The organism is Pelagibacterium flavum, from assembly GCF_025854335.1.
Lineage (GTDB): Bacteria > Pseudomonadota > Alphaproteobacteria > Rhizobiales > Devosiaceae > Pelagibacterium > Pelagibacterium flavum.
On record NZ_CP107716.1, the window covers coordinates 444,731 to 471,035 of the forward strand.

Consider the following 26,305-nt stretch of genomic DNA (forward strand, 5'->3'; position numbering starts at 1 on the left):
GGGGCCGCACTTTAGGGAGGTTCAGGATTTGGTGACCTGCATTTTGGTCGGCGCAAGTATGGAGGTTCAATCCCTGGTCCTGATCGACCAGAGACCGGCTGAAAGTGAGACTGCTGCAACAAACGGTCAGTTTCCAAAAATGCTCCTTTTGAAGGTTCCGATCCGTGAACGGACGAGCGCCGATCGAACCGAGCGGGTCCGATTCTGCTACCATGGATCTCAACTCTGTTTCGGCGCCGAAGACTAAGAGACCGCCTGTGCGCGTTAATGCCGCCGGGACCAAGCGCTTGAGTCGGCTCCATTTTGGCGTCGAGAAGAACTAGCCCGCAGGGCATTATCGCAAGCTATCCGATGGAACACGGGGCGCTGGGGTGGCATTTGCATCGTACACCCAACACAAGGAGACACCATGCTGAAGAAAACAGCAATTGCCGTGGCTGCCCTGCTGAGCATGGGCGCAACACCCGTGCTTGCCGAAGAATTCGAAGTCCAGATGCTCAACCGTGGAGACGATGGGGAGATGATGGTCTTCGAGCCGGCCTATCTTCAGATCGCGCCAGGTGACACGGTGACATTCGTTCCCACTGATCCCACTCATAACGCCGAAACTATCTTGGGCATGCTTCCCGAGGGGGCGGAAGCCTTCAAGGGCAAGATCAACGAACAGATTTCGGTGACCTTTGAAGAGGAGGGGCTTTACGGCTACAAATGCGCGCCCCACTTCGGATTGGGAATGATCGGGCTTATTGAGGTCGGAGACTCTGAGACCAACGCGGCTGAAGCACAGAACGTCACCATGCCGCCCGCTGCCCAGGAACGAATGGCCGTGCTATTTGAACAGGCGCTTTCGGGAAGCGAAGGGTCCAACCAGGACAATTAGCAGAAGTCGCTCTTACCGCCCTGATTCATCACCAGGAGAAATGGCCGCCATATGTCTTGTTCATATGAATAGCCCCTAGATTTCTGGACGCCTTCTTCCCTAAATTTGAGGCAAGGAGGCCATGATGCGGTCTGGCAATTTCAGTGATGAGTTCAAGCGTGATGCGGTCGCGCAGATTACCGAGCGGGGATACCCCGTTGCGGAGGTTTCGAAGCGTCTCGGCGTGAGCCCGCATTCGCTCTATGCTTGGAAAAAGAAGTTCTCTAAGCCCTCGGGATCGGACGATGTGGATCAAACAGCAGAGATCCGGCGACTGAAGAAGGAACTGGCGCGCGTCACCGAGGAGCGCGACATCTTAAAAAAAGCCACCGCGTATTTCGCCAAGGATGCAAAGTGAGATACGCGTTCATTGCCGAGCATCGCCAGCAGTTCACGGTTCGGGCAATGTGCCGTTGCCTGCGCATCCGACCCAGCGGTTTCTACGCGTGGCTGAAGAATCCGCTGAGCAAGCGGGCGTTGGAAGATGCACGTCAGACGGAGCTCATCAGCAATGCCTGGAAGGAAAGCGGCAGGGTCTATGGCTACCGCAAGCTCCATGACGACCTTCTCGATCAGGGAGAGACCAGTTGTGCCAACCGCATTGCTCGTCTTGCGAGGCTTGCCGGGATCAAGGCGCAGATCGGCTACAAGCGACGGCCCGGCTCCTATGGCGGCAGGCCCTCGATCGTGGTCGACAATACCTTGGCCCGCCAGTTCGATGTGGAGGCTCCAGACAGGGCGTGGGTGACCGACATCACCTACATCAGAACCCAGGAAGGCTTTGCCTATCTGGCCGTTGTCATCGACCTGTTCTCACGTCGTGTCATCGGCTGGTCAATGCACAGCCGCCAGACAACCGACGTCGTGTTGCAGGCTTTGCTCATGGCAGTGTGGCGTCGAAAGCCCAAGAACAAGGTCCTGATTCATTCCGACCAGGGTTCCCAGTTCACCAGCATGGACTGGGCAGCATTTCTCAAGCATCACAATCTTGAGCATTCAATGAGCCGACGGGGGAATTGCCACGACAACGCTGTGGCAGAAAGCTTCTTCAATCTGCTCAAGCGTGAGCGGATACGGCGCAGAACCTATCGAACACGCCAAGAGGCAAGGCAGGACGTGTTCGACTACATCGAAATGTTCTACAACCCAAAACGAAAGCACGTCCGGAACGGGATGCTGTCACCCGTCGAGTTCGAACGACAGCAGGAAAACTAACCCGAGGGTGTCCACGAAACTCGGGGCTATTCAATATGACGGCCTTTCATTTTGGAATACGATGGCTCATTGGGCGGGAGGGGGGTCAGATCAGGCCGACGACAATTCCCACAAGGCTCATTGCAGCTGAAATCATGCTGGGAACGAGAACGATGATTCCGGAAATGACTGCAAGCGCAATGATAATGCGATCTCTAGTGCGGCGGGTAAGAATCATTGTGTTTCCGGGTGCTGTCCTGCACCCGCTCTCCTTGCGATTGGTGAATCGGAATTGAACTCGATGTCGAGCTCTCGCTGGGGGAGCCTTGCTCCTCAAGCAAAATGCGCTCGGCCGCCCCCTGGAGATCGTCATACTGACCGCTTTGGAGGGACCATAGAAATGCGGTCAGACCCGCCAGTCCCATGAGGACCCCCAAGATAATGAGAAAGAGCACGCCGTCCATGGGATCATACTGCCTCGAGCGGCAGGTGGTAACGTGCGGCTTCTGGATCTTTCACTGCTGTTCCGCTGCGGCTCAGGCGCATGGCGTTGGCCACTACAATGATCGATGAAAGCGACATTGCCAGCGCAGCGACAAGTGGCGTTACGTATCCCAGTACAGCAATGGGGACGGCAATGCCGTTGTAGAGGACAGCAGCTGCCAGGTTCTGGCGAACGAGCCGATCCGCCTTTCGGGCGGTGACAATGGCTTCCCGAACGGAGGTCAGGCTGGGGCGTGTAAAGACCATGTCGGCGGCTTGGCGTCCAATGTCCGCCGCGGACGACGGTGCGATCGAGACGTGTGCGGCCGCAAGGGACGGCGCATCGTTCAGGCCGTCCCCGACCATGAGCACTGTGCGGCCCTCCTGGGCGAGTTGGTCGAGGATCTCAACCTTGTGTTGAGGCAGGCATTGTGCGTGAAATTGCTCTATTCCCAACTCCCTTGCTGATTGCGCAACGGGTTCAGATCGATCTCCCGAGAGCATCAAAACCTTGAACCCGTCCCTTTTTAGCTTGGCAACTGTTTCGTGTGCGCCGCTGCGGAAGTTATCGGTGAACCGGAACGTGGCTAGCTCGACACCCACCCGGCTCAGGACGACTTCGGGATCGGGTCCGCTCTGTAGCGTTTTGCCCGTCTCGCACGCCCATACACGCTTCCCGAGACGATAGGACGTCTCTCCGATCCGGGCGCTAACACCTGCGCCCGGCTCTTCATTGACGTCGGTGATGCTGGGGATAGAACCGGCCCATTTAATCGACCGCGCGATAGATACCGATAGGGGGTGTCGGGAGGCTTGAGCCAAGGCAAGGGCGATGGAAAGAATCTCCGGGCTGGTTTCGCTCGAGCTCTTGAGCACCGGGTGGCCGGAAGTCAAAGTCCCGGTTTTGTCGAATACGATGGTATCCACCTGCGAGAGGCGCTCGATGGCAGAGCCATCCTTGGTCAACACGCCGGTTTCGAACAACCGGCGCGCCGCCACAACATGTACGATCGGCACAGCCAGGCCAAGGGCGCAGGGGCATGTAATAATCAGAACCGCAATGGCGGTCGTCACGGCCATGTGCCAATCGCCCGAAACCATCAGCCATACCAGGCCCGTGAGCAAAGCTGCCAGGTGCACGATAGGTGAATAGAGTTCCGAGACGCGGTCAGCCAGTCGACGATACCTGTTGCGACCGTTCTCTGCCAATTCGACCAGCCGCATCATCTCGGAAAGAAATGAATCTTTTGCCGCAGCAAGAACCTTTATGTGCAAAGGCGCCTGGAGATTAAGGGTCCCCGCGCGCACCTGATCCCCTGGCCCCACAGAAACTGGCAGACCTTCTCCTGTGACCATTGCGCAGTCGAACAGCGAGGTTCCGGACATGACAGTGCCATCAACCGGCAGGCGCTCGCCCGCAGCCAGTGCGAGCGTCATGCCGGGGACAATTTCGGAAACAGGACAATAGGCGTACCTGCCATCTTCTTGCACCACACTGGCACCGCGGGGCGTCAAACTGGCCAGGCCCTTGACGGCGCTGCGTGCCCGCTCGCGCATGGCATGATCGAGCGTTCGGCCAACAAGAAGAAAAAACAGCAGTGTAACCGAGGCATCGAAATAGGCGTGCTCACCGCCCACGACAGTCTCGTAAAGACTCAAGCCAAAGGCAAGAATTACCCCTACAGATATCGGGACGTCCATGTTTGAGCGCCCATGCCTTAACGCGTTGCGCGCCGACGAAAAAAACACGCGACCTGAAAAGAGCAGAGTCGGCATGGCAATCGCCGCCGAAAGCCAATGAAACAGCTCGCGCGTGGCGGCATCGGCACCGGCCCAGACGGCGACAGAAAGCATCATGATGTTGGCAGCCGCAAACCCAGCGACGGCCAGAGCTCTAATGAGCCGGTAATAATGGGGATCGGCACGTGGTCCGTTATCGACCAGATGCGCATCAAAACCGATGGTTTCCAGTGCCTCGAGCAGAGGCGGCACCGTCGCACTCTTCCACTCGACTGTCGCACGCTTGGTGGACAGATTGGCGCGCGCCATCTCGACGTCGGGTAGCGCTGAGAGTGTCTTTTCCACTTTGCTCATGCATCCCCCGCAATGCATGCCGGGCACCGACAGGCTGGTTCGGAAGCGTCCGCTTCCCAAACTCTGACTTGCGAATAGCAGATCGCGGGCGCTGCCAGTTTGCGTATTGCCGAGCTCGAGCGGTGCAGCCGGAGCGTCCATTTTTGGCTCCTTTATCCTTCGGGCATCATATCCCTATAGGCATGCCAAGTCGCATGGCCAAGAAGGGGAAAAATGATGATGAGCCCCAACAGGAAAGTCGCGATCGATATGCCGACCATAACCAGGACGACGGCCCCCCAGGCAACCATTACCGGGAGGTTGTTCCAAACGAGTGCCATGCTGGTGCCCATTGCCGAAAGCGCGTCTGTGCGCCTGTCGAGCAGCATGGGAATGGAAAAGGCGCTCACGGCGAAGCCGAGCGCTGCGAAAAGCCCGCCCACGACAATGCCCGTGGCCAGCATTCCCCATCCGGCGGGGGTGCCGATGATGAGTGGTATGAATTCGTCAGCGCCCGGGAATGCCCGATAGCCGAAAAACAGGGCGTAGACCAGCACTGCAGCCCGCAGCCAGATGAGCGCCAGCAGCGTAAGCAGGAGCCCCACAAACAGCATTTGACCGCCCGAATGCGCCTTGACGGCCAACATGTCGGAAAGCCGCACACGCTCGCCCTGTGCCAGTTTGGCACTCTTTTGATAAAGGCCCATGGCCACCAATGGCGCAACGATCATGAAGCCTGAAAGGGCAGGAAACAGGACATAGTCGAGATTGAATTCGAAAAACGTGTAAATGAGAAGCCCGGAAAGGACCGCGACCAAAAGCCCGTAGACCAGACTGGAGAGTGGATTGGCGGTGAGGTCGCGCGCTCCAGATCTTATCCATGAAAAGACGCGAGAGGGCGGCAAGTGGCGCTGCAGGTGCGGATTGCGAGTCTCTTCAATGCCGGATGGTCTACTTAGCAGCCAGTAGTGTTCTTCGCTTTCACTCATTGGTGCCCTCCAGAACTAACATGACGACTTGGCAGCACTGAGCTGCCCGGCCCCGGACTCGCCGACCTTGACGTGATCGACACATGCAGGTTGCGAACTGAAGGCGACAAAGACAAGGTGGGCGTTGGCGCCCACGAACAGCGCCGTTGCAATACCGATTCCCAGGATCACATATGTCCTTGTGCGAATTCGCTTTGGTGCAGGTGTGCCGTCTCCCATGATCAGGGCACCTGATTGGCTAAGGAATACACGTAAAGAGCCAGCGTGCGGATCTGGGCTGGGGTCAGCCGTTCTTCCCAGGACGGCATATGGCCAACGCGTCCACCGTGCACGGACGCAATGATGTCGGTAAGCTCACCACCATAAATCCAGGTGCCATCGGCAAGGTTGGGCGCGCCGGCCTCAGGAAAGCCCGTGGCGTCTTCCCCGTGGCATCCCGCACAATTGGTTGCAAAGCTCTCGCGTCCGGCCTGAAGGCTCTCGAGATTTTCCGCTGTGGAATAGTCTGGATTGCTCAGCGAGTAGACATAGCGCGCCACGTTTATCACTTCGGGCCGCGACAGCATCTGTTGGGCACCAAAGGCCGGCATTTGCGCAAACCGGGTGTCGACATGCTGGGCGTTGATGCCGATGCGCAATGTATCGGCAATCGCAGTTACGCTGCCGTCACCCCATATCCAGTCGTTATCGGTCAGGTCAGGATAACCCACGCCGCCTTCGGCATCCCTGCCATGACAGGCTGCGCAATTGTCCCCAAACAACTGATGGCCGGCGCCAGTGACCTGTTCCATCAAGGCTGCATCCGCCAGGATCTCGTCTTCCGGCAACTCCAAAACGGCCGTGCTCCAGGCTTCGCGTGACGACTGAATCTCGGTGATGGCTTCATTGGCACTGTTTACCTGATTGATGCCCAGCACACCGGGTGTGTAGGTCCAACCGAGCGGAAAAGCTGGCATCAGCACCCACCAGATCACCGCAAAGACGTGGGTCACAATGACAAAGATCAAAATGCCGCGCGGCACGGGCGTGTCGAGTTCCTTGATCCCGTTCCATTCATGCCCGGTGGTCTGTTCCCCTGTGACCTCGTCGCGCTCCTTCTCGCTCATGGCCGGTCGTCCTTGTCGAGTATGCTGTGTTTGGCGCGATGGAACTTGTCCTTATTTCGCGGCCAGAAGGTATAAATCATCACACCTATGGCCATGGCGATGAGGTAGAACAGGCCCCAGCTCTTGGAAAAGGCAACGAGCGTGCTGTGGTCAAACTCCATATCCTCACTCCTCGACCGATGGGGAGATCAATTGCGAAGCGTCTTCACCCGCAACATCGGGCGCCTCCTGCATGTCCGGGCTCTGCTCATAGGCCGCATTGGTCAGCAGACCCAGAATCTGCAGATAAGCAACCAATGCATCCATCTCGGTGACTGTTCCTGTTACACCGTCAAACAAGCTCACCTGAGTTTCTTCGCCGTAACGTGCAGCGAGCCCGGTTCCAAATGAACTCTCAGGGTCGGCCTGGGCAATGGCATCGGTGGCTGCGTTCTCGACCATTTCCTGGGTATAGGGCACGCCGACCATCCGCTGGGCATTCAGTCGGCCGGCCAGCTCATAGACGTCAAGCTCGGTCTCCATGAGCCATGGATAGGCAGGCATGTTCGACTCGGGGGTTACCTGTCGCGGATTGATCAGGTGCGCCACGTGCCAGATGTCGGAATATTTGCCGCCGACGCGGGCGAGGTCGGGTCCGGTCCTCTTGGACCCCCACTGCATTGGATGGTCGTATTGCGACTCAACGGCAAGCGAATAGGGGCCGTAGCGGTCGACCTCATCGACCAGGGTGCGCACCATCTGGGAGTGGCATGCATAACATCCCTCTCGAACATAGATGTCGCGCCCTGCCAATTCGAGCGGCGTATACAGCCGCATGTCGGGAACATCTTCCACAGTCTCATCGATGGTAAAAAGCGGGACGATCTCGACGATCCCCCCCACACTTGCGGCCGCGATAATCGCCAGGACAAATCCGATGGCAGTACGCTCGATTTTCCGGTGAAACAGTTCTGCCACGTCTCTTACTCCGCCGGATTTGTCTGGTGTTGCAGTGTGCCCAAGGGGGTGTCATCGGCCTGCTCGACCATGGCCGGGCCCTTCTTTACCGTCATGTAAATGTTGTAGGCGGCAACGATTGCTCCGATCAGAAACAGCAGCCCTCCGAAGGCACGCGCAATATAATAGGGGTACATGGCCACCAGCGTGTCGACGAAGGAATAGGCCAAAGTGTTACCCTCGGTATAGGTGCGCCACATCAGGCCCTGGACAATGCCTGAGTTCCACATTGCAAACACATAGATCAGGGTTCCGGCCAGCGAGAGCCAGAAATGCAGCTCGACCAGTTTGTTGGAGAACATGCCCGCGCGATTCCAGAGCGAAGGAACCACCGTATAAAGCGCTCCGAAGGTGATGAGAGCCACCCATCCCAGTGCGCCCGCATGCACGTGTCCCACCGTCCAGTCGGTGTAGTGGGAGAGGGAGTTGACGGGCCGGATGGCCATGAACGAGCCCTCGAAAGTGGAAAGGCCGTAAAAAATTGCGGCAACGACCATGAACCTTAGAGTCGCGTCATCTCTGACCTTGTGCCAGGCACCGCGCAACGTCATCAATGCATTGCCGGCCGAGGCCCAGGAGGGCACCAGCAACATGACGGAAAATGTCATGCCCAGTGTTTGCACCCAATGGGGCAGGGCGGTGTAGTGAAGGTGGTGGGAGCCGGCCCACATATAAAAGAAGGTTATGCCCCAGAAGCTGAGAATTGAAAGCCGATAGGAAAAGATCGGACGATTGGCCCGCTTGGGCAGATAGTAATACATCATCGCCAGGAATCCGGCGGTGAGGAAAAATGCAACTGCATTGTGCCCATACCACCATTGGACCATGGCATCCTGGACCCCCGCCCAGACCACGTAGCTCTTGGCGCTGCCCAACGAAACCGGCACGGCGAGATTGTTGACGATATGGAGCATGGCCACAACGACAATGAAAGCCAAATAATACCAGTTGGCGACGTAGATATGAGGTTCCTTGCGCCGGGCGAGGGTGCGCAGGTAGAGGACGAAATAGGCAACCCACACGATGACGAGCCAGAGATCGGCATACCACTCAGGTTCGGCATATTCCTTTGACTGGGTGATGCCCATGAAATAGCCAGTCACCGCGAGGATGCAAAACAGGTTATAGCCGAACAGAACGAACCAGGGCAGGACATGTCCGGCAAGCCGTGCACGCGAGGTGCGCTGCACCACATGAAACGATGTGGCGATCAGGGCATTGCCGCCGAAACCGAAAATGACGCCGGTCGTGTGCGCCGGCCTCAGGCGTCCAAAGCTCGACCAGGCCTGCCCAAACTCAAGCTCCGGCCAGGCCAGTTGAGCCGCGACCCAGACGCCGATGAACATTCCGAACACCGCCCAGGCCATGGTGAAACCGATCCCGATGCGGGTGGGGTCGTCATAATAGGACGACGACCGATCTTCTGTGGGCTCGGGAGTGGTGTCATAACGCGTCAACAAATAGAGCAGGGCGCCAAGACACAGGGCAACGATCAGCAGTCCATGCGCGCCCAGCGGGTCACGCAGGCCCAGGATCGTCAGGGCAGACCCCAAAACGAGCACGCCCAGAACGATGGCGATGCAGTTTTGCCGTTCTGCTCTTGTGAGTTGCGCTAGCATAATCTGGCTCTCCCCTAAGGCAGATGAACACGTCCGAGACACGACCATAGCGCTACGATGTCGCCCGTCAACGTGCTACGGCCAATCTCTTCTTCTGGCGTTGGGCTGTTCAGTCGAAATAGCAAAGGAACCGCCATATGAGTTTGCTTTGTCACACCCACCTCTAATCAAGCGCTTACTTGACGCTCGCCTGCCAATCATTTGCCACCGGTCAGCTCGTTGGAGCCAAGGCGCAATCATGTTGCCATGGCGCGAAGAGGCTAGTGCGCACGGCTCACCGGGTTTTCTAAATCCTAAGGCCTTGCTTGCGAACCAGCTGATCTAAACCGACTGGGGGTTACTGGTTGTTGTGGCCCATCGCTCTGATCGCCAATGGCCCGCGCGCATGTCATATGCGCTCGCAACAGGGGTCATTCTGGCTCGCGGAGGCTGGACCACTCCGCGACCATGTCTACTCTGCTTTGCCGAGCGGCCAGAGCGTCAAGATACATTATTCATCTTCCGACGACGATCGAGTGCACGACCGTGTGTCCCGATAACACCTTGAGGCGTTCGCATTCTTCAACGAGTGGTATATGCTAATGCTTGTTGCCGTCGAGAAGCGATATGCATCCGCTTCAACATTCATCGGTGAACCGAGCATACCCTCAGGCCCTTTTCATGCAGCCCGTTAGTGATTTTGAGCTTTCCCAAAACAATACATTGGGACTGACGTCCCGCGCTCGCTTCGGGGCGATTGCCCACAATCGGCAGGAGGTCGTTGAGGCCGTTCGGTATGCGCGACGGAACGATCTCGAACTTCACGTTCTGGGTGAAGGGAGCAACGTCGTTCTCAGCGAATACATCGATGCGTTCGTTCTGTTGATGAGGATCGGTGGATGCGAAGTCAGCGGAACTTTTCCACTAGGCGATCACGTGACTGCCGGCGCCGGGGTGCCGTGGCATCGACTCGTCGAATGGACATTGGCTGAGAATTTGCCCGGCCTTGAAAATCTCGCGGGTATCCCTGGAACAGTTGGAGCCGCGCCCGTCCAGAACATAGGCGCCTATGGGGCCGAGCTCGCCGAGTTTTTTCATTCTCTGTTGGCGCTCGATACCGCCACCCTCCAGATCTGCCGATTTGACGGTGCAGACTGCGGGTTCAACTACAGAGACAGTATTTTCAAGAGGGGCGCGCGGCGCTTCATCATCTTGGAAGTGACGTTGAAATTGCCACACCGATGGGAGCCACGAATTGGCTACAGTGGGCTTGAAGGGCTGATAGACGCCACCCCCGTCCAGGTTATGCAAACGGTTCTGGATCTGCGAAAGCGCAAACTGCCCGATTGGCGGCGAATGGGAAATGCCGGGTCATTTTTCCACAACCCGGTGGTTGCGCACACGCGTGCCAGTGAATTGCTTATTGATTTTCCCACCATGCCGGTTCATCCGATGCCGAACGGCCGGGCGAAACTCTCGGCTGGATGGCTGATTGAGCAGTGCGGTCTAAAGGGGGTGCGAAGGGGTGGGGCCAGCATGAGTGTCGATCATGGTTTGGTGATGGTCAATCACGGTGGCGCCAGTCAACAGGATGTGACCTGCCTAGCGGAGCAGGTTCGCAATCGCGTGCTCGAGAAGTTCAAGGTGGAACTGGCGCAGGAGCCGGTCGCTATAGGCGCAAATCGAGTTCACCCTTGAACATAGATGATCGTAAGGATCAATCGGGCTTCCTCAACTCCGCGCAACCCATGAGTTATTCCGCCCTCGAGATGCAGCCAGTCACCGGTTTGCATCTCGACCTCTTTTTCCTCGAGAACGAGCGCAACACGGCCCTTGATGCAATATAGGGTAATGGGCCCTTCAACATCATGGGGGGCGATGATGCGACCCTGCGGAACTACAAGATTGATGGCCTCGAACGCATCGGTCTTAACCAGGGCGGTTGACTTCGCGGTCTGTGGCTCGTGAAGCAGGTTTCGCGAAGCTCCCGGTTCAACGTGGGCAAGCGCCATGCAGCCCTCCTTAAAATTGTCGGTCAACGCGCGCCGCTCGACGGTCGGGGCGGCCGATGGCCGCCCCAGCGCGTTTCTATTCGCTCTCTTCTTCGGGCGCATCAAAGATGTCTGGCGCCGCGTCGCCCTCGACCAAGAGATAGCCGGCAAGTCCGCGCTCAACCCGCGACAAGGCATGATCGACCAGAACATAGCGCCCTGGTACTTCACACTTGAATTCCACGGCCACGGCACCGCCGGCAGGAACCAACACAGTCTGCACGCTTTCCAGCGGCGGGCTGACGAACGAGCCGAACTGGTAGACCTTATCAAAAATCTCACCGATAACATGGAAATTGGAGGCGTAGTTGGGGCCACCGACGCCGTAATAGATGCGGACCGTTTCCCCGACATTGGCGCGCAGCGGGTAGTGATCGGTCAGCGCCCCAACATGGCCGTTCAGCACAAAGTACTCCGGCCGCTCATTGAGGAGCTTTTCGTAGCTCTCCGTCAGTAGCCCCGACGTTCCGAACGGCTCGTTGGTGTATATCTCGCCCTGCATGACGTAGAATTCCTTGTCCACCGGTGGCAGGCCCCCTTCTGGTTCGATCAGAATGAGACCATACATGCCGTTGGCGATGTGAAGTGCTACTGGCGGCACTGCACAATGATAGACATAGATGCCCGGATTGAGGGCTTTGAAGCTAAAGCTCTTTTCCTCACCCGGTGCGGCCGACGTTGCCTCGGCGCCGCCGCCCGGGCCGGTAGCGGCGTGGAAATCGACATTGTGCATCATCCAGCTATCAGGATGGTTCTTGAGAGTGACATTGAGCGTGTCACCCACGCGCGCCCGGATAAACGGGCCAGGGACCGTTCCATTGAACGTCCAGAAGCGAAACGTGCTGTTGTGCGCGAGGTGGGCCTCGACCTCGATTGTCTCGAGTTCGACGTCAATGGTCGCCGGCTCGGTACGGTCGATAGGCGGCGGCACATTGGCCGGATTTTCTGCGATGTCGGCCATCTCGGGATGAACAGGGTTGACCGAATATACCCGGTCACTCAACGTACCCGTGAAGTCGTGCTCGGCGACGAGCGTCCTGTGATTATGTTGGGCGAGCGCGGGAGGCGCACCAAGAAGGGCGCCCAGTCCCAACCCGGCCGTTCCAGCCAACAGCGATCGCCGGTCGAGAAGCTTGGACGGTTCGTGATCATTGCGGCGATCTTGCGGGTCTGGTTTGGCTTTCATTGGATTTGTCTCCATGTTTGCTAAGGTAACCTCAGGAGCGAGCCGCCCCTATGCCGATGGTCCCTTGTGTAGTTTCTAGCATGGCACAACGGCCAGCAAAGTTGATCTGGAGCAAAGAAGCAACCGCCCTCAGCGTGAAAAATATATCCGTTGGAGGAGTTTTGACATGTCCAATGAAGTGAAACTTGACGTGCGTCCTCTTCTGGCGACCGGCCAGGAACCATTTGCAAAGATCATGGAGGTCGTCGCCCAGCTTCTTCCTGGACAGACGCTGACTCTGATTGCGCCTTTCAAACCGACACCGCTGCTGGATGTCATGTCACGCAGGGGATTCGCGAGCAGGTCCGGGCTGAACCCAGACGGCAGTTGGTCTGTGAAATTCATGCCACGCCCAAACCGCGACCTAATGGTTTCGCCGGGAGCCAACGATGTTGCGAACTGGCCAAATCCCGCAAGATTGATCGACCTAAGCCGCCATGACTCCGCAACTGCGATACCGATCGTCGAGGAGATCGTGGCCGGCCTCTCAAGCAGCGAGATCGCATACATGTTCCTCGCGGAACCGCCCGGTGATTGGCTGGGTCGATTCACGCACGCCGGCCATCGATGGGCATGGAGCTATGACGACGTACTTGAAGGGTTCGGCCTGATGATCAGCGGAGCAAAAGAAGAGAACCCCACCATCCAATAGCCCGTGGCCGCGATCGGATCAGCGCCGAAAAGCATGGCATGACCCCCAAAGAGAAGCCAGGCGGTCATCCCCAGGGTTAGGGCAAGCGCGAGCGTAAGGGATCGATCCCACCCCAGGCGCGCGCGGCCCCAGATGATGCTGACAAAGGGGATAATCAAAGTCTTGCAGGCAAGCGGTGACTAAACTTACTAGCGTCTTCCGGGACGGAGGTTCAAAGTGCCCGAAGCCGGGCTGCGACCGAAATTGATGATCACTACTGTTATAGCGGTATCGGCAAGTCGTGGAATTTACCCGCAGCATGGGATTGCGTTCGGCTCCCAGGTCGTCGGTCAATGCAGGCAAGTGATGAAAAAGCGCGGAGTTCACTCGCAGCGTTGGTAGCCGATGTGTGGTCGGTTCATTAATTCCAGTAGGAAGTTGACTAGGTCGTGTTGACAAAGTGGATTCCCAAATCAGGTGAAGTCTGATTCAACACTCCTCTTTATGGGGAGCGATGATGGCACGCGGCGATCTGACCGATGAAGAGTGGGCAGTAATCGAAGGGTTCTTGCCCACAGAGCGCGGACGGAAATCCCGCCCTGCTCATGATAATCGGCGTTTTCTCAACGGCATGCTGCATGTGCTGCGGGTTGGCTGCCCCTGGCGCGACATGCATGAGCGCTACGGCAAGTGGAACTCTGTCTATGTCCGGTTCCGGCGCTGGGCCGAACAGGGCGTCTGGGATGCCATCCTTGAAACGCTGGTCCAGATGGGGCTGACCGATGACTGGCAGCATATGATCGACAGCACCACAGTTCGGGGCCATGTATCGGCAGCCGGCGCAAAAGGGGGACTCACAAGGAGGCTTTTGGTCGATCACGCGGCGGCTTTACGTGCAAAATCCACGCCCGCTGTGACAATCAGGGACGCCCTCTTGGCTTTGTCCTGACAGGCGGGCAAGCCTCGGACTATGGCGCGGTCGGCGAACTCATGGCCCTGCCGGTCAACAAGCCAAAGGCACTTCTGGCCGATAAGGGCTACGACGGCGATGCTGTTCGAGAAGCCCTGCTGCTACAGGGCATCTTGCCAGTCATCCCGCCAAAGGCCAATCGCAAGGTTCATATTCCCTGCGACTTCTCCCGTTACAGAGACCGCAACCGCATCGAGCGCATGTTCGGGTATCTCAAGCACATGCGTCGCATCGGCACCCGGTATGAGAAAACGGCTCTGTCATTCGCAAGCTTCCTCAACCTTGCAGCCATCCGCAGGTGGCTAAAAGACTTTGTCAACAGGACCTAGTCCCACCTCGATTATATGCAAATTGGCGTGGAAAGCTGGAACACGCCCATTTCGGAAACTTCTGCCAGACCGTCGGCGATAAGTTCTTCGCCGATAACGCGGAACTCGTCATCGCTGAGCGCAAGGCTGTCGAGGATGTCGTTGATGTTTGAGCGATCGAGAACACAACCGACTCCTTCGATCGCGGCAATTGTGCGATCTTTTAGGGTCTCGGCATGTGCGTTGAGGGGTGCAGACGGACAATTTGCCGAAGTTAGCCGGAACACGCCCATTTCCGAAACATCGGCCAAACCTTCGGCGACGAGTTCCTCGCCGATACCGCGGAACTCCTCATCGCTGAGTCCGAGACCGTCGAGGACTTTGTTCATGTTCGAGGCATCGAGGACACAACCGGCTTCTTCGATCGCGGCAACCGTGCGGTGCTTTGGGGTCTCGGCATGAGCGGCGAGGGGTGCAAACATGCAGGCTGCGAGCAGGATACGCGAAAGTTTCATCGTTGGGTTAACCTTCCCTTGCGCTATGGTTGAAAGTTGTCCACTCGCCGTCACGCGACGGCATCCCTCAACCTTCGAGCTTGAGCCTATAGCACTGAGCTACGCACTCCGCACCGTTCGTTCAAACGGGCTGAAGCGGGAGGAACTGAAAATCGCTCCCGGCCACATTCGGTATCACGGGAAAGCTGCGGGAGGGGTGGTGTCGAGGCACGCCGTTAGCCGGAATATACCCCGTGGCATGGGGTCACGTTCGGCTCCCGGATCGTCGGTCAATGCAGGCAAGTGATACCAAAGCGCAGTATTCAACTCCGGCATCAGTAGCCAAGGTGGGGCGGGCTGCCCCTGTTGCGGCTGCGCCAATGTAAAGCCCAGTTCCGTATCCAACGCATAGAAGCGCAGAAGTGACGGCAGTTCATCCACCGGCGCATCCGGCCAGCGGGTACGAAAGGCCTCGATGGTGTTTGCCGGACCGGTTGCACGCGCATCGGACGCGTAGGGATCGCCGACCGGATTTAGCGTTATGTTTCCCTGCGACGCGGCGACGTCGAATACAAACCAATAGTCGCGCTGAGGCGTGGTGAGCCGCAGATAGAGGTCCGAGGAAAAACCAGCGCGCGTCCGTGCCGGAACGAGCGTGATGGCATATTCGTCGCCCTCGGTCCCCAATATATAGACAGCGCGTTCCGCTGGACAGCCCGCTAATCCGATCTCAGTTTGGGTCGCCGCGGTCGCGGGGAAGATCAACGCAGCCAACAGGGTGGCGAGATGCCGTTTCATAATGCCTCCTATTCGCCGGCCCGGTTCAGCCAGACCACACGCCGCGCGACGACATACTGGCCCTGGGCGGCGCCCTCGATCTCAAGGATGGCGTAGATCGTGTCCATGTCTACGGGCAGCATGCGCAGCGTCATGTCCATGACCGAGCCCGCCATGGCCACATGGCTCTGACCGATGAGACGGGGCAGATCCTCCTGATCGCAGTCTCCGGCCCATGCCAGCACGGCTTCGTCCGGCGTCAGTGCCGGGTCGGGGATCTCGGGATGGTTGGTCTCGATCACCCAACGGCCTTCGTCGGCAAGGGTGATAACCATCGGCTCGGTCATCTCCGCATGGTCGAGCAGCAGATCCTCGCCCAGTACCCAGATCGACATGATCTCTGTTTCGGGGGAAGGCTCCATGGGGATGACCATCCTGCCGGCATGGACGTAGCCGGACAGGTGATCAACGCGCCAGTCACCCACAAAGTGTTCCCGCAGCCCCTGCCACGTTGCCGGCGAGGACGTTCCGCAAAGGTCCGAAATGTCGCCCGCGCGCTGCGCCAGTCCGGGAACGGCAGCGCAGGACAAAATGGCTGTCAAAACGATGGCCGGTCTCATTGGATTTTTCCTCCCTACTGCAAACCGCTAGTGCCCGGTAGCAGTGATCCGGCCTCCATCCACATCCAGAACCAGCAGTTGTCGCCCGCCGGCAGTTCGCCCTGACATCGGGTGGGCCATCAGGCCTGCCTCGATCACGCCGGTGAAACGAAGTGAACCGTCCTTGTCGCGGTCGATTTCGAGCATTGCCTGTCCCCCGGCCTCGCTTGACAGTCCAAGAGCGGGATTTCCATCTTCGTCCTCGAGCCGCAGTTCGAGAAGACTTGTGGTCCCATCGGCCACCATCACCATCAACCGGATGGAACCGATGCCCGATGGCACCTCCTGCGGTTCGGCAAGAATCCGCAGAGAGCCAATGCCTTCGCTCTCGAAATGGAATTCTGACCGCTCGGCCTCGATCCGCCATGAAACAGGTGCCTCTTCGAGAAACCCAGTCATATCCCCACCCGGCTGATCGGCCAGCACAGGCGCGGACAGGCAGATCGCAATTAGGGAAAGCGCAGCGGTCCTCACTGCAACTCACTCAATACGGCTTCAAATGTCAGGCTAACGTTGAGAGTGTCGTCAGGGTCAGGATTACGAAGTGCAATCCGGTCCATACTCGTTAGAACACCTTGCACCTGGCCCGCGATCGCCAGCACACCGCCTTGGTGCGAGGCGCTCGTAATTGTCAGGGAGAGTTCATCGTCCAAGTCCGCACGGTAGATGCGATACGGATCGGTATCGAGAATTGGGATATCGATTTCTGCGGAAAAGAAGTCACTATCAAGATCGCCGATCCACTCTGCGCCGAGGGATAAGTTGCCCAGACCGCGCTCCCTCAGTGCCGGTGCTCGAAAATAGATCGAAAAGCTTGAAGACGTGAAGTCAGACTGCTCTGTCCAGACCGACAGTTCAATTTCTTCGCCTGCGATCGTCCCTGACGCCGCTCCCCCCGGCCCTGCAGCCATGACGGGTACGGCAAGGGAGAGAAAGCCAAATGCAGCGATGGCTGATCTGAGCATGGTCGTGAGTACTCCCGATTCTTTGAAATTGTCGTAGGTCATTCGCTGAGCGTGATCATCGCGCGTCCGAGAACGCTCTGGCTTTGAAGGTCGAGAAACCGCACTTCGTATTGTCCCGGCTCGTCCGGGAGCTTGAATACCGTTTCGGTTTCGTCGCCCACGCGATGGACTGCAATCCAGGTAAAGTCGGGCGCATCAGCTCGTGCCAGCGCCACGCGCCGTTCGGTATCGCCAGCTTCGATTGTCCACGAAACCGAAACGATGTCGCCCGGCCTAGCTGTGCCAGGAACCACGAGACCAGCACCCTCGTCTATCGGCGCGTCCGCCGCCAGCACTTCGATCGGTCGCCGGGCCATGACCCGATCACCGTGGTCCAAATGGTAGCGGATTTCATAGGCACCAGGCTCCGCGGGTGCAGTGAACGTGGCCTGATCTTCGTCCTGAATGCGGCGATAGCCACTTTGCTCGCCGTCGGGCGTGCCGCCGGGAACGATGGCTATGTAGTCGCGCGGATGTATCGCGCCGGTCCAGGAAAGCGTGATCTCGGTGCCGGCCCGCGCCCTGTCCGGTCCGTCAAGCGAAACATTTCCATCCCTCACCTCGACCGGGGTGCGGGCGAGCACGCGATCCCCCGCGTCCAATTGCAGGCGCACCTCGTAGAGTCCGGGTTCGGCAGGCGCGCGAAGCTCGCCTTCGCTCCGATCTTGCATGCGATCGTAATCGGCATAGGTGCCGTCCGCAGAACCGGCGGGAACGATCGTCACGTAGTCGCGCGGGTGCAGGCCCTCACCCTGCCAGGTGACCGGGAATGCCGACCCGACAACGACCTGGGCCGGCGCGGAGACAGTAACCTCGGCATCGACAACTTCGACCGCGGTGCGGGCGAGCACGCGGTCCCCCACGTCCAATTGCAGGCGCACTTCGTAGAGGCCGGGCTCGGCAGGCGCCCGCAGCTCGCCCTCGCTCCGACCTTGCATGCGATCGTAGTCGGCATAGGTGCCGTCCGCCGAACCGGCGGGAACGATCGTCACGTAGTCGCGCGGGTGCAGGCCCTCACCCTGCCAGGTGACCGGGAAAGCCGACCCGACAACGACCTGAGCCGGCGCGGAGACTGTAATCTCGGCATCCACCACCTCGACCGGGGTGCGGGCGAGCACGCGGTCCCCCACGTCCAGTTGCAGGCGCACTTCGTAGAGACCGGGCTCGGCAGGCGCGCGAAGCTCGCCCTCGGTACGGTCGTTCAACCGGTCGTAGTCCGCATAGGCTCCGTCTTCGGCGTCGGCGGGAACAATTGTCACATAATCACGCGGAGCCAGACCCTCACCTTCCCACCTCACCGTGAATGCGGAGCCAACCAAGGTTTGTGCAGGGCCGAAGACCTGGGCGGTGGGCTGTAGCGACGTGATAGGCGGGAAAATGGCGTGGACATTGCGCGCGCTGTCCAACGCCAAACTGGCCTCGGTCTGCGAGAAGTCGTCCTGCGCCGTCGAATGGACCGTCACGATATAGTCGCCGAACGGCAGATCCGTGGTGAAGGGGTTCGCAGTGCCGGTCTGCACCATGTTGAACGAAGTATCCGATATCTCCCAGATCACCTCGCCGGACAGAAGCGGCAGATCCAGTGGCGTTGCTGGCCGCTCCCAGACGGTCTCGTCGCCGATCTTCTCGCCTCCGAGATTTGCGGTGAAGGTGAAACGCCCTGAGGCCGGCGCGGCAGTGACCTCGCGCAAGGCCTCGTTGAGCTCCTGGGCATTGTCGGCAGTCAGGAAGCGGCCGCCGGTTTCCTCGGCGATGCATTGCATCTGCAACAGGGCGTCGGCTTCGCCCCGGATGTCGAAGCCGATGACATGGGCGGTAAAATCTACGCCCGCGTCTTCCAGTGCGCGGGCGGCGGCGCAGGGATCAGGATTGCAGGTCTCGATCCCATCGGAAACCAGGATCACCGTCGCCGCCCGTTCGGTGTGGCGCAACGCCTGAGCCGCGGTGATGACAGCATCGGTCATCGGGGTCATGCCCCGCGGGTTCAACCCTTCAACTATGCCGGCGATCTCTGCCGCAGTGCCGGGCGCGGGTTCGACCAAGGTCTCGATATCCGCGCATTGCCCGCGCTCGCGATGGCCATAGGTGACGAAACCGAGATTCTGATCGGCGGGGAAATCCGACACAATGTCGCCGACGACAGCGCGCGCGATGGTGATTTTGTTCACCCCATCGATCTGCCCCCACATCGACCCCGAGGCGTCCAAAACGAGGATCGTGCTGGGGCGCTCCTGGGCAAGCGCCGCCGCCGGCGCAAGGGCGGATGTCAGAGCGATGAGCCCGGCGGTCACAAGAGATCTCATGCGGCTTCTCCGCGCGCTGTCCCGAAGCGGGCAGCGGCGCGTTCTTTCAGCTTGCGGAAATGTGAGGACATCTGCTCCAGCCGCGCATCCCACTCAGTGTCGGGCTCTTGGCCATCGGTGATCCTGAAATAGACCTGCATCAGGCAGGTGACGGCGAAGGGCTCGAGAAAGGCCGCCTTGACGCTCCAGGCGAACAGCAACGCGAAAACGAAGCCGCCCGCCGACCAGGCGCCGGGCATGACGTAGACCAGTGCCGCTGCCGGGGCGAGCATCACGAGGAAGATCAGGAAGGCGAGACCATAGGTGAAGAGCGTCAGCCAGGCGGCGTTCCGGAGCATCGCCTTCCAGTTCTGGCCATAGAGCACCAGCGCCTCGCGTGCGGATATCCAGGGATCGGTCGAGCGGGTGCGGATGGCATGGGCGAGGATCACCTCATCGATGAAGCCCACCGCCACGCGCAGGAAGGCCTGCACAATGCCCATCAACTGCCGGACATAGGGGATCGGCAGGATGGACAATACACCGTGCACAAGGCCGATGACGGCGCGAATGACTCCCTTGACCAGTTGGTCCAGCGCGAAGAGCAGTGAGGCCTGGCCGAAGCGCTCCTTCACCACGGTCGTTGCATGGGCAATCTGGCCGCTCCCTTCCCGGAGGGGCTTGCCGTCAATCAGTTCGACAAGAACCGCGACATGGCCTGCCTTGACGATATAGAGAATGTATTCCCGAAGCCAGTACATCACAGCGCCGGTCAGGCCAAAGCCGGCCATGCCGCCCCATGCCATCGCGGTCGCGCGGAACCCGTCATCCCCGAAAGCGCCGACGCCCCAGCCGACCCCAATACCGGCGCCGGTGGCCAGAATATAGGCCAGTGTGATTCCGAAATAGACGGCGGCACGTAGGAGCACGAAAGGCAATGTTCGGCCCAACAGTCCGAGAGCTTGTCCGATATTGAAATCCCACATGGCTCCGGTTCCTTTTGGGGCGATCAGCTTGAAGGTTGAGATGCGGGGGCAGTCTGTTCGCCCCCGAAATGGCGTCGCAGCCAGGTATTGATGTCATTGGCGACCTGCACAGGTCCATCGCCCGATACGCCCCAACGTGACAAGGGCACCCGTGTTGCCGGGCGGGTGTCGCGAAAAACCAGAGCCACCTTCGAGGTGCTGCGGTCCTCTCGCGAGGTATGGCTGCGGTCAAGTTCGGCACTGTCGAGCGCCTCGAGCGGATAGTCCCGCTGACGCGTGCCGAGGCGCGATGTCCGGATGATGCTGACCAATCCCGACCCTGCGTCCAGCCTGAGCCGTGTGCGCTCGGACAGGGCGATATATCCCGCGAGAAAGGCCCCGTTCAGCCCGACCAGCAGCACCAACGCGGTCAGGATTTCTCCCCCGATCAGATTGGCCAGTCCGATCAGGGTGATCGGCAGGACAGGCAGCATGACGAACCACAGGATAAAGCGCGGTATCGCCAGTTCCAGTTCCAGTCGTTCGGGCGTGTTCGTCTCAATACTCATGACGGGTTTCCCTTTCCCTGGCGGGAAAGCCAGCCATTGACGACGCCCGTCAGATGCGCCACTTCTTCGGGATCCGGGCGGAACATGGGCACTATGATCTCGCGCCGCTCTGGTCCCGATCCGCAAATCAGCACCAGCCGGGTCTCATCGTTTCCTGCCGCCGTGCCATAGTGCGCGACGCTTTCCAGCTTGTGCAGGTCCGAGAGTGCGAACGTCTCTTCACGCCGCCCGCGCAATGTGGTCACACGCAGCCGGACAAGACCGGCATGTCTGTCCAGGCTCAGCTGAGTCAGTTGCACCAACTCGTGCATGTAGAGCCAGCCGACCAGGCCCACCACGGCAAGCACGATTAACCCCGTTCCGGTCGCACCATCCCCGATGGCTGCCAGGCCCGCCGCGATCGCCACCAATATCACCGCCGCAGCAATCACCGCCCGCCGGACCGGACGATTCTCGATCTCCAGCGCGCTGTCGGAGATTTGCGTCACGCGCAGCGGATCAGCCAGAAACTCGGCCAGTGTCATGGGCCGGCACCAAACGACGTGTCGATCCGCCCCTCGATGTCGCGACAGTCGTCCAGGGCATCCCGACGGCATAGGGTTGTCGCAAAGCTGGCCTGGATGCGGCCTTCATCCTCAAGGTCCAGCACGTCGATCGACATCTGCGGCGGCTCTTCCTCGCTTTCCCAGACCGCGCCCGCCAACACCCCGCGATCGGGCCGCATGTCGATAGTCAGACCGGCGGGCGGCGTATCTCCGGAAGGCTTACCGTGAAAGATCAGGCCGATGGAAATGCTGCCGTCGCCAAGTGCATGCAGATCGATCATGGTCAGAGGGCCGATATCGGTGATCTGCACCATCGCCGAGCCATCATCCTGACGCAGCACCTGCCAGTTCAGTTCTTCACCGTCCAGGTTTGCCCCGATCTGGCCGATGGCCTCCAAAGCGCCAGCCGGGGTTGCGATTCCGAGGGTCAGGACAAGCGGAATAAGCACCTTCATTGGCATTCCTATCGGCTGATCAGCTGTTCGCGGACGCCCCGCGCCGAATTGCGTTTTGTTCCCATCGCCTCATTGGCCGAGAAGAAACTGATGATCCCGTCCGAACGCCGCGCACCGGAGCCGAACTGCCATTCGAATTGCGGCGCCGAGGCAATCTGGCAATCCTGAACCAACGCCCATTCCCAAGGCTCCGCGCCGGGCTCGGAACCCGTTGAAGTCAACATATAAAACTGCGGGTCCATTGGCTCGCCACGCACAAAGTCAAAGCGCAGCGGCTTGTTGCCACCTCGAACCGGCACAAGTTCGGTCTGAATGCCGTCCGAACCCAGATACAATCGGTTGCGGTTCCGATCATAAATGATCTCGAAGGTGCTCTCCTGAACGCCTATTGCCACACTCGTTCCGATGGCGGCTTCGGTCCACGTTCCCGCGATCAGCGGACCAATCTGTCGCAGGTCAAAATTGCCGGCGCGATGGACGTCCGCGTGGCAGACCGGGTTGGGCGGTTCACCGGCCAGTGCTGAGGTTGCCGTAGCGATCAGTAGCAGGGCCGCAGTTCGGGCAAGGGCGGGTCCAGCCATCTCAGTCAAGCTCTTCAAGCCGAGTGTCGAAGCTGAAGGTAACGGGCCGGGTTTCGGATGTGGGGCCACCGCTGACTTGCCCGGTGAGCGTACCCTTCAAGGCGACGATCCCGTCGCCCGGCGTGAATTCCTCCAGGGTCAGTGTCAGGCTGTCCTGATCGCCGGTCCAATTCTGCCCCATGTCGCGCGCGAAGGTGATCGTCAGCGCTATTTCGCCGGGCGAGGGCAATTCGCCATTGATCGTCAGTTCCAGATTGACCGGCCCCTGATCGCCCTCCATCTGTGCGGCAAGCAAGGAGGCATCGGCATAGTTGCCGATGATAGTCGCGCCGGACAATTCGGGGACAACAGTCAGCTCCAGCGGCTGATCGCCAAAACTGCCGGTAACGAGCCCTCCAGGCCCGTCGGCGAGCGCCGGAAGCGCCAGCAGATAGGCTAGAACAGGTATGCCCGCCCTTCGCATTGTCGAGAAGATGGTCAAGAGTAGATCCTCCTCCTGTTTGATTCTGAGTTTAGCTTTGCTCAACACGGGTCGCCCCGTTCGTTTGAACGGGGAACATGCCGTCTCCTGTGATAGAGTTCAGCCGGAACCGGGTTTTCATTTTGGGTTGTGGTGATGAGATTACAGTATCACATCGTTCAGACCGCGTTGATGACGGCACTTGTGTTCATGGCCGTGCCAGTGGCTGCCGAGGACGTCCTGCTGACCCTGACCGGGGCGGTAAGGGACGGCAGGGTGGAGATGACGCGCGCGGATTTCGATACGATGGACTGGCATGAGTTTTCGACATCGACCAGCGTCACAGATGGCAGGCCGGAGTTCAGCGGCGTGCTGATGCGAGACATCCTCGCCCATGCCGAGGCAGAGGGAAGTAGTGTGCGCGCCACAGCGTTGAACGACTATGTCGTCGATATCCCTGTCGAGGATTTTCACCGGTTTGACGTTCTGGCCGCGCTTTACATGGATGACGTGCCTCTGACCCGGCGTGACAAGGGTCCAGTCTGGATCGTCTATCCGCGCGACAATCACGGCGTTCTGGCCGATATACGGTATGACATGCGATGGGTCTGGCAGCTTGTCGCGCTGCATGTGCAATGACCGGCACAGGCGGGCGGGCGCGGTATCTGTGGCTTGGTGGGCTGGTGGTGATCTGCCTGGGCCTGTTGGGGCTAGCCGCGTGGCAGCTTGTCGTGCTGGAACGCCAGATGCGCATTGACGCAACAGAAAACATGATCTGGGTCTTTGGTCAGACGCAGATCGAGGCCTTGAACCTGGCGCTGGCGCTCTCGGATGAGGCTACGCCGCAACAGATCCAGACCCGCTTTGACATAGTGGTTTCTCGACTGACACTGTTGGAAGATGGGCCGCAACGTCGCTTTCTTGAGGATGCAGGCATATCCGAAACGCTTGCAGGTTGGCGCAACGGGCTTCTGGCGCTTGACCCTGCGCAAGATGCCGATCCAGTCGGGCTACGGGCACATGTCACGGCGCTGGTCGCAGCCCTGAGGGCGAAGGCGAGTCTGGTGATGTCCCATGAATGGCAGATTCAAGCCACGCGCCTGGACAGCCTAAGGCAGTTGCACTTGCTTGCGCTGGCATCTGTGCTGGGGGCGGCGGCGGCAGGACTGGGGCTGGTGGCAATCCTGATCGATCGTGAGAGGCGCTTGATGAGCGGGAGGTTGGATCGCCTGCGGGCTGAAAAGTTGGCCAGCGATCTGGAACGCGAACGCAAAACTTCCGAGAACCACCGTCGGTTCGCAGACCTGATTGCCCATCAATTCCGCACGCCTCTGGCCGTAATCGACAGCGCAATGCATCGCCTGACGCGCCGCGGTGAAAGCCCGGTTCCGCCTGAATTGATCGCGCAAAAGGCTACGGTGTCCCGTGAGGCGGTTGCCCGGCTCGTGAAGTTGACAGATACCGCATTGATGATGTCCCGGCTGGAAGCTGATGCGGTACTTCCTAGCCTGCGCGCCCATGACCTGCGCGATCTGGTAACTTCAGTCATTGATGACCTAATGGCAACGGCGCGGGACCGCGACCCGGCCCGTATCCGGCAGTCGGTGCAAACAGAACCAACTGTCGCGCTGTGCGATCCGATGTTGACCGCCGAAATCCTCTCCAACCTCCTGCGCAATGCGCTCTTGTATTCTCCGCCCGATTGCCGCGTCGATGTGAGTGTCTCTCAGTCGCGGGACTATGTCGTCTGTCGGGTCGAGGACAGAGGCAAGGGTATGTCGCCCGATGAGATTGAGTGTGCTTTTGACAGGTTCTACCGCGGCAGCGGGCACGAGACTTTGCCTGGCTCCGGACTGGGCCTGACGCTCGCGCGCCATCTGGCCCGAATTCAGGGTGGCGAGGTGACCTTGATGGAGCGTGACGAGGGCGGTCTGATAGCTGCGCTTTACCTGCCGAGGGAGGACGCCGCATGACCGTTCCGCTGATCCTGTGTGTCGAGGATGAGCCATCGCTGCGCGACGACGTCGCGTTCGAACTGCACGAGGCCGGTTATGTCGTTAGTGCCGCCGGAGATGCGCGCGAGGCGCTGGCCCATCTGGAAAGGCAGCGCCCCGATCTGATCCTCTGTGACATCCTGATGCCCGGCATGGACGGCAAGAGGTTCATGTCCTATTTGCGTCAGACGAGACCCGATCTTGATGACGTGCCCTTTGTCTTTCTGACTGCCCTGTCCTCACGCCAGCAGATAATCGATGGGCGCATGGCAGGAGCTGACGACTATGTGACCAAGCCCATTGATTACGACCTGCTTCGTGCAATCGTTGAATCGCGCCTGAACCTGATGCGACGCTTGCGTGCAATGCCGGGAGACCGTTCCGGACTGGCCGCCCTGGATCGCCTGGCTATTGGCGTGGTGCTACTCGATGCTAATGGCGGCGTGGTCCATGCCAATCCTCTCGCTCAGCGCCTATCGGGCGAGGCTGGTATTTCACTGAGTGGGCGCATTACCGCCAGCGGCGAAGATGGTCGGAAGCTGTCCGCATTGATCGCGGGGTTAGCTCTGGATGAAGGAACGGCCCCCACGGGTTTACGCTTGGAAGATGGGGCCCAGCTCATGGTCGTTGGGATGTCGCTGCCAGCACACTCGCACCATGGCGAGGCAGTCGCTATGCTGATACTGAGCGGCACAGATAGCAAGCTCCCTATGGACACTGCGACGCTTGGCCAGTTGTTCGACCTGACGCGGATGGAGGCCCAGGTCGCTTGTTTGTTAGCCGAGGGGCTGCGCCGCAGCCAGATCGCAGACCGGTTGGCGATCTCAGGTACGACCGTCGCATTCCATCTACGAAATATCTTCTCCAAAACCGGCGTGCAAAGGCAGGCGGAACTGGTGGCGCTAATTCTGTCTGTCCCACTGGCGCAACCCGCGACCTGAAGGAAGCAGTACAGGGCGAGGCCGGCGAAAGCTATC

The 26,305-nt window shown here is 59.3% G+C and carries 28 protein-coding genes and 2 pseudogenes; 8 read left to right on the top strand and 22 right to left on the bottom strand.

Annotation, left to right across the window (positions count from 1 at the left end; all coding sequences use genetic code 11):
• Nucleotides 1-409: 409 nt before the first annotated feature.
• Together OF122_RS02225 and OF122_RS02230 are read left to right on the top strand one after the other, a co-directional pair.
• Nucleotides 410-880, top strand: coding sequence for a pseudoazurin (locus OF122_RS02225; protein ID WP_264226243.1), 471 nt, complete (start codon nucleotides 410-412; stop codon nucleotides 878-880).
• Nucleotides 881-1,004: 124 nt separating this feature from the next.
• Nucleotides 1,005-2,134 (top strand): IS3 family transposase gene (locus OF122_RS02230; RefSeq protein ID WP_264224916.1). Its coding sequence is split into 2 segments (ribosomal slippage): nucleotides 1,005-1,248 and nucleotides 1,248-2,134, totalling 1,131 coding nucleotides; the frame shifts between segments, so codons are not numbered across the junction.
• 85 nt (nucleotides 2,135-2,219) lie between these two features.
• On the opposite strand, the gene OF122_RS02235 is transcribed toward OF122_RS02230, so the two are convergent.
• The 8 genes and pseudogenes from OF122_RS02235 to ccoN form a co-directional block, all read right to left on the bottom strand.
• Nucleotides 2,220-2,351, bottom strand: a complete 132-nt coding sequence (locus tag OF122_RS02235) for a hypothetical protein (RefSeq protein WP_264224825.1) — start codon at nucleotides 2,349-2,351, stop codon at nucleotides 2,220-2,222.
• Nucleotides 2,352-2,430: 79 nt separating this feature from the next.
• A pseudogene (ccoS, locus tag OF122_RS02240) lies at nucleotides 2,431-2,577 on the bottom strand (cbb3-type cytochrome oxidase assembly protein CcoS); the annotation flags it as partial.
• 4 nt (nucleotides 2,578-2,581) lie between these two features.
• On the bottom strand, nucleotides 2,582-4,831 hold the full coding sequence (locus OF122_RS02245) for a cation-translocating P-type ATPase (RefSeq protein WP_264224824.1): 2,250 nt from the start codon (nucleotides 4,829-4,831) through the stop codon (nucleotides 2,582-2,584).
• Between the two features lie 11 nt (nucleotides 4,832-4,842).
• Entirely contained in the window at nucleotides 4,843-5,658 is an 816-nt protein-coding gene (locus tag OF122_RS02250) for a DUF2189 domain-containing protein (RefSeq protein WP_264224823.1), read from the bottom strand.
• A gap of 221 nt (nucleotides 5,659-5,879) precedes the next feature.
• Nucleotides 5,880-6,764: a cytochrome-c oxidase, cbb3-type subunit III gene (ccoP, locus tag OF122_RS02260; protein ID WP_264224821.1), complete on the bottom strand. Its 885-nt coding sequence runs from the start codon at nucleotides 6,762-6,764 to the stop codon at nucleotides 5,880-5,882.
• Nucleotides 6,761-6,925 (bottom strand): cbb3-type cytochrome c oxidase subunit 3, encoded by a 165-nt coding sequence (locus OF122_RS02265; protein ID WP_264224820.1) that lies wholly within the window; start codon nucleotides 6,923-6,925, stop codon nucleotides 6,761-6,763. Before OF122_RS02265 ends, ccoP begins: the two co-directional genes overlap by 4 nt.
• Nucleotides 6,926-6,929: 4 nt before the next feature.
• The gene (ccoO, locus tag OF122_RS02270; protein WP_264224819.1) at nucleotides 6,930-7,721 is read right to left on the bottom strand and encodes a cytochrome-c oxidase, cbb3-type subunit II; all 792 of its coding nucleotides are present in this window, start codon (nucleotides 7,719-7,721) and stop codon (nucleotides 6,930-6,932) included.
• 5 nt (nucleotides 7,722-7,726) lie between these two features.
• Nucleotides 7,727-9,379: a cytochrome-c oxidase, cbb3-type subunit I gene (ccoN, locus tag OF122_RS02275; RefSeq protein ID WP_264226244.1), complete on the bottom strand. Its 1,653-nt coding sequence runs from the start codon at nucleotides 9,377-9,379 to the stop codon at nucleotides 7,727-7,729.
• 660 nt (nucleotides 9,380-10,039) lie between these two features.
• Here ccoN and murB point away from each other — a divergent pair.
• Nucleotides 10,040-11,056 (top strand): UDP-N-acetylmuramate dehydrogenase, encoded by a 1,017-nt coding sequence (gene murB / locus OF122_RS02280; RefSeq protein WP_264226245.1) that lies wholly within the window; start codon nucleotides 10,040-10,042, stop codon nucleotides 11,054-11,056.
• On the opposite strand, the gene OF122_RS02285 is transcribed toward murB, so the two are convergent.
• Nucleotides 11,047-11,370, bottom strand: coding sequence for a cupin domain-containing protein (locus tag OF122_RS02285; RefSeq protein ID WP_264226246.1), 324 nt, complete (start codon nucleotides 11,368-11,370; stop codon nucleotides 11,047-11,049). The two genes, murB and OF122_RS02285, sit on opposite strands and share 10 nt — an antisense overlap.
• A gap of 76 nt (nucleotides 11,371-11,446) precedes the next feature.
• Nucleotides 11,447-12,595, bottom strand: coding sequence for a copper-containing nitrite reductase (gene nirK / locus OF122_RS02290; protein WP_264226247.1), 1,149 nt, complete (start codon nucleotides 12,593-12,595; stop codon nucleotides 11,447-11,449).
• Nucleotides 12,596-12,761: 166 nt separating this feature from the next.
• Here nirK and OF122_RS02295 point away from each other — a divergent pair, with 166 nt between their 5' ends.
• Together OF122_RS02295 and OF122_RS02300 are read left to right on the top strand one after the other, a co-directional pair.
• Nucleotides 12,762-13,286, top strand: coding sequence for a DUF2249 domain-containing protein (locus OF122_RS02295; protein WP_264226248.1), 525 nt, complete (start codon nucleotides 12,762-12,764; stop codon nucleotides 13,284-13,286).
• Nucleotides 13,287-13,782: 496 nt separating this feature from the next.
• Nucleotides 13,783-14,564: pseudogene (locus OF122_RS02300) on the top strand (IS5 family transposase).
• An 11-nt stretch (nucleotides 14,565-14,575) separates the two neighbouring features.
• Here the strand turns inward: OF122_RS02300 and OF122_RS02305 are convergent.
• The 12 genes from OF122_RS02305 to OF122_RS02360 form a co-directional block, all read right to left on the bottom strand.
• The gene (locus OF122_RS02305; RefSeq protein ID WP_264226249.1) at nucleotides 14,576-15,058 is read right to left on the bottom strand and encodes a hypothetical protein; all 483 of its coding nucleotides are present in this window, start codon (nucleotides 15,056-15,058) and stop codon (nucleotides 14,576-14,578) included.
• Nucleotides 15,059-15,232: 174 nt separating this feature from the next.
• Complete coding sequence (locus OF122_RS02310; protein ID WP_264226250.1) at nucleotides 15,233-15,835, bottom strand: hypothetical protein; 603 nt, start codon at nucleotides 15,833-15,835, stop codon at nucleotides 15,233-15,235.
• A gap of 8 nt (nucleotides 15,836-15,843) precedes the next feature.
• Nucleotides 15,844-16,434 (bottom strand): hypothetical protein, encoded by a 591-nt coding sequence (locus OF122_RS02315; protein WP_264226251.1) that lies wholly within the window; start codon nucleotides 16,432-16,434, stop codon nucleotides 15,844-15,846.
• 27 nt (nucleotides 16,435-16,461) lie between these two features.
• Nucleotides 16,462-16,872, bottom strand: coding sequence for a hypothetical protein (locus OF122_RS02320; RefSeq protein ID WP_264226252.1), 411 nt, complete (start codon nucleotides 16,870-16,872; stop codon nucleotides 16,462-16,464).
• A gap of 71 nt (nucleotides 16,873-16,943) precedes the next feature.
• A complete protein-coding gene (locus OF122_RS02325) occupies nucleotides 16,944-17,480 on the bottom strand; it encodes a hypothetical protein (protein WP_264226253.1) in 537 nt (178 codons plus the stop codon).
• On the bottom strand, nucleotides 17,477-19,780 hold the full coding sequence (locus tag OF122_RS02330; protein ID WP_264226254.1) for a VWA domain-containing protein: 2,304 nt from the start codon (nucleotides 19,778-19,780) through the stop codon (nucleotides 17,477-17,479). Before OF122_RS02330 ends, OF122_RS02325 begins: the two co-directional genes overlap by 4 nt.
• Nucleotides 19,777-20,745 (bottom strand): hypothetical protein, encoded by a 969-nt coding sequence (locus OF122_RS02335; protein ID WP_264226255.1) that lies wholly within the window; start codon nucleotides 20,743-20,745, stop codon nucleotides 19,777-19,779. Before OF122_RS02335 ends, OF122_RS02330 begins: the two co-directional genes overlap by 4 nt.
• 23 nt (nucleotides 20,746-20,768) lie before the next feature.
• Nucleotides 20,769-21,293: a TMEM70/TMEM186/TMEM223 family protein gene (locus OF122_RS02340; protein ID WP_264226256.1), complete on the bottom strand. Its 525-nt coding sequence runs from the start codon at nucleotides 21,291-21,293 to the stop codon at nucleotides 20,769-20,771.
• Complete coding sequence (locus OF122_RS02345) at nucleotides 21,290-21,817, bottom strand: hypothetical protein (protein WP_264226257.1); 528 nt, start codon at nucleotides 21,815-21,817, stop codon at nucleotides 21,290-21,292. The genes OF122_RS02340 and OF122_RS02345 overlap by 4 nt, the downstream gene beginning before the upstream one ends.
• Complete coding sequence (locus OF122_RS02350; RefSeq protein ID WP_264226258.1) at nucleotides 21,814-22,293, bottom strand: hypothetical protein; 480 nt, start codon at nucleotides 22,291-22,293, stop codon at nucleotides 21,814-21,816. Before OF122_RS02350 ends, OF122_RS02345 begins: the two co-directional genes overlap by 4 nt.
• 8 nt (nucleotides 22,294-22,301) lie before the next feature.
• Nucleotides 22,302-22,874, bottom strand: coding sequence for a hypothetical protein (locus OF122_RS02355; protein ID WP_264226259.1), 573 nt, complete (start codon nucleotides 22,872-22,874; stop codon nucleotides 22,302-22,304).
• Between the two features lies 1 nt (nucleotide 22,875).
• Nucleotides 22,876-23,355 carry a hypothetical protein gene (locus OF122_RS02360; RefSeq protein WP_264226260.1) on the bottom strand — a complete coding sequence of 160 codons (480 nt, stop codon included), beginning with the start codon at nucleotides 23,353-23,355 and terminating at the stop codon, nucleotides 22,876-22,878.
• A gap of 135 nt (nucleotides 23,356-23,490) precedes the next feature.
• Between OF122_RS02360 and OF122_RS02365 the strand changes: the two genes are divergently transcribed.
• Genes OF122_RS02365 through OF122_RS02375 form a run of 3 tightly spaced genes read left to right on the top strand, consistent with a single transcriptional unit; the run spans nucleotide 23,491 to nucleotide 26,269 of the window.
• A complete protein-coding gene (locus tag OF122_RS02365) occupies nucleotides 23,491-23,973 on the top strand; it encodes a molybdopterin-dependent oxidoreductase (RefSeq protein WP_264226261.1) in 483 nt (160 codons plus the stop codon).
• Nucleotides 23,970-25,307 (top strand): sensor histidine kinase, encoded by a 1,338-nt coding sequence (locus tag OF122_RS02370; protein ID WP_264226262.1) that lies wholly within the window; start codon nucleotides 23,970-23,972, stop codon nucleotides 25,305-25,307. The genes OF122_RS02365 and OF122_RS02370 overlap by 4 nt, the downstream gene beginning before the upstream one ends.
• Nucleotides 25,304-26,269, top strand: a complete 966-nt coding sequence (locus OF122_RS02375; protein WP_264226263.1) for a response regulator — start codon at nucleotides 25,304-25,306, stop codon at nucleotides 26,267-26,269. The genes OF122_RS02370 and OF122_RS02375 overlap by 4 nt, the downstream gene beginning before the upstream one ends.
• Nucleotides 26,270-26,305: the final 36 nt, after the last annotated feature.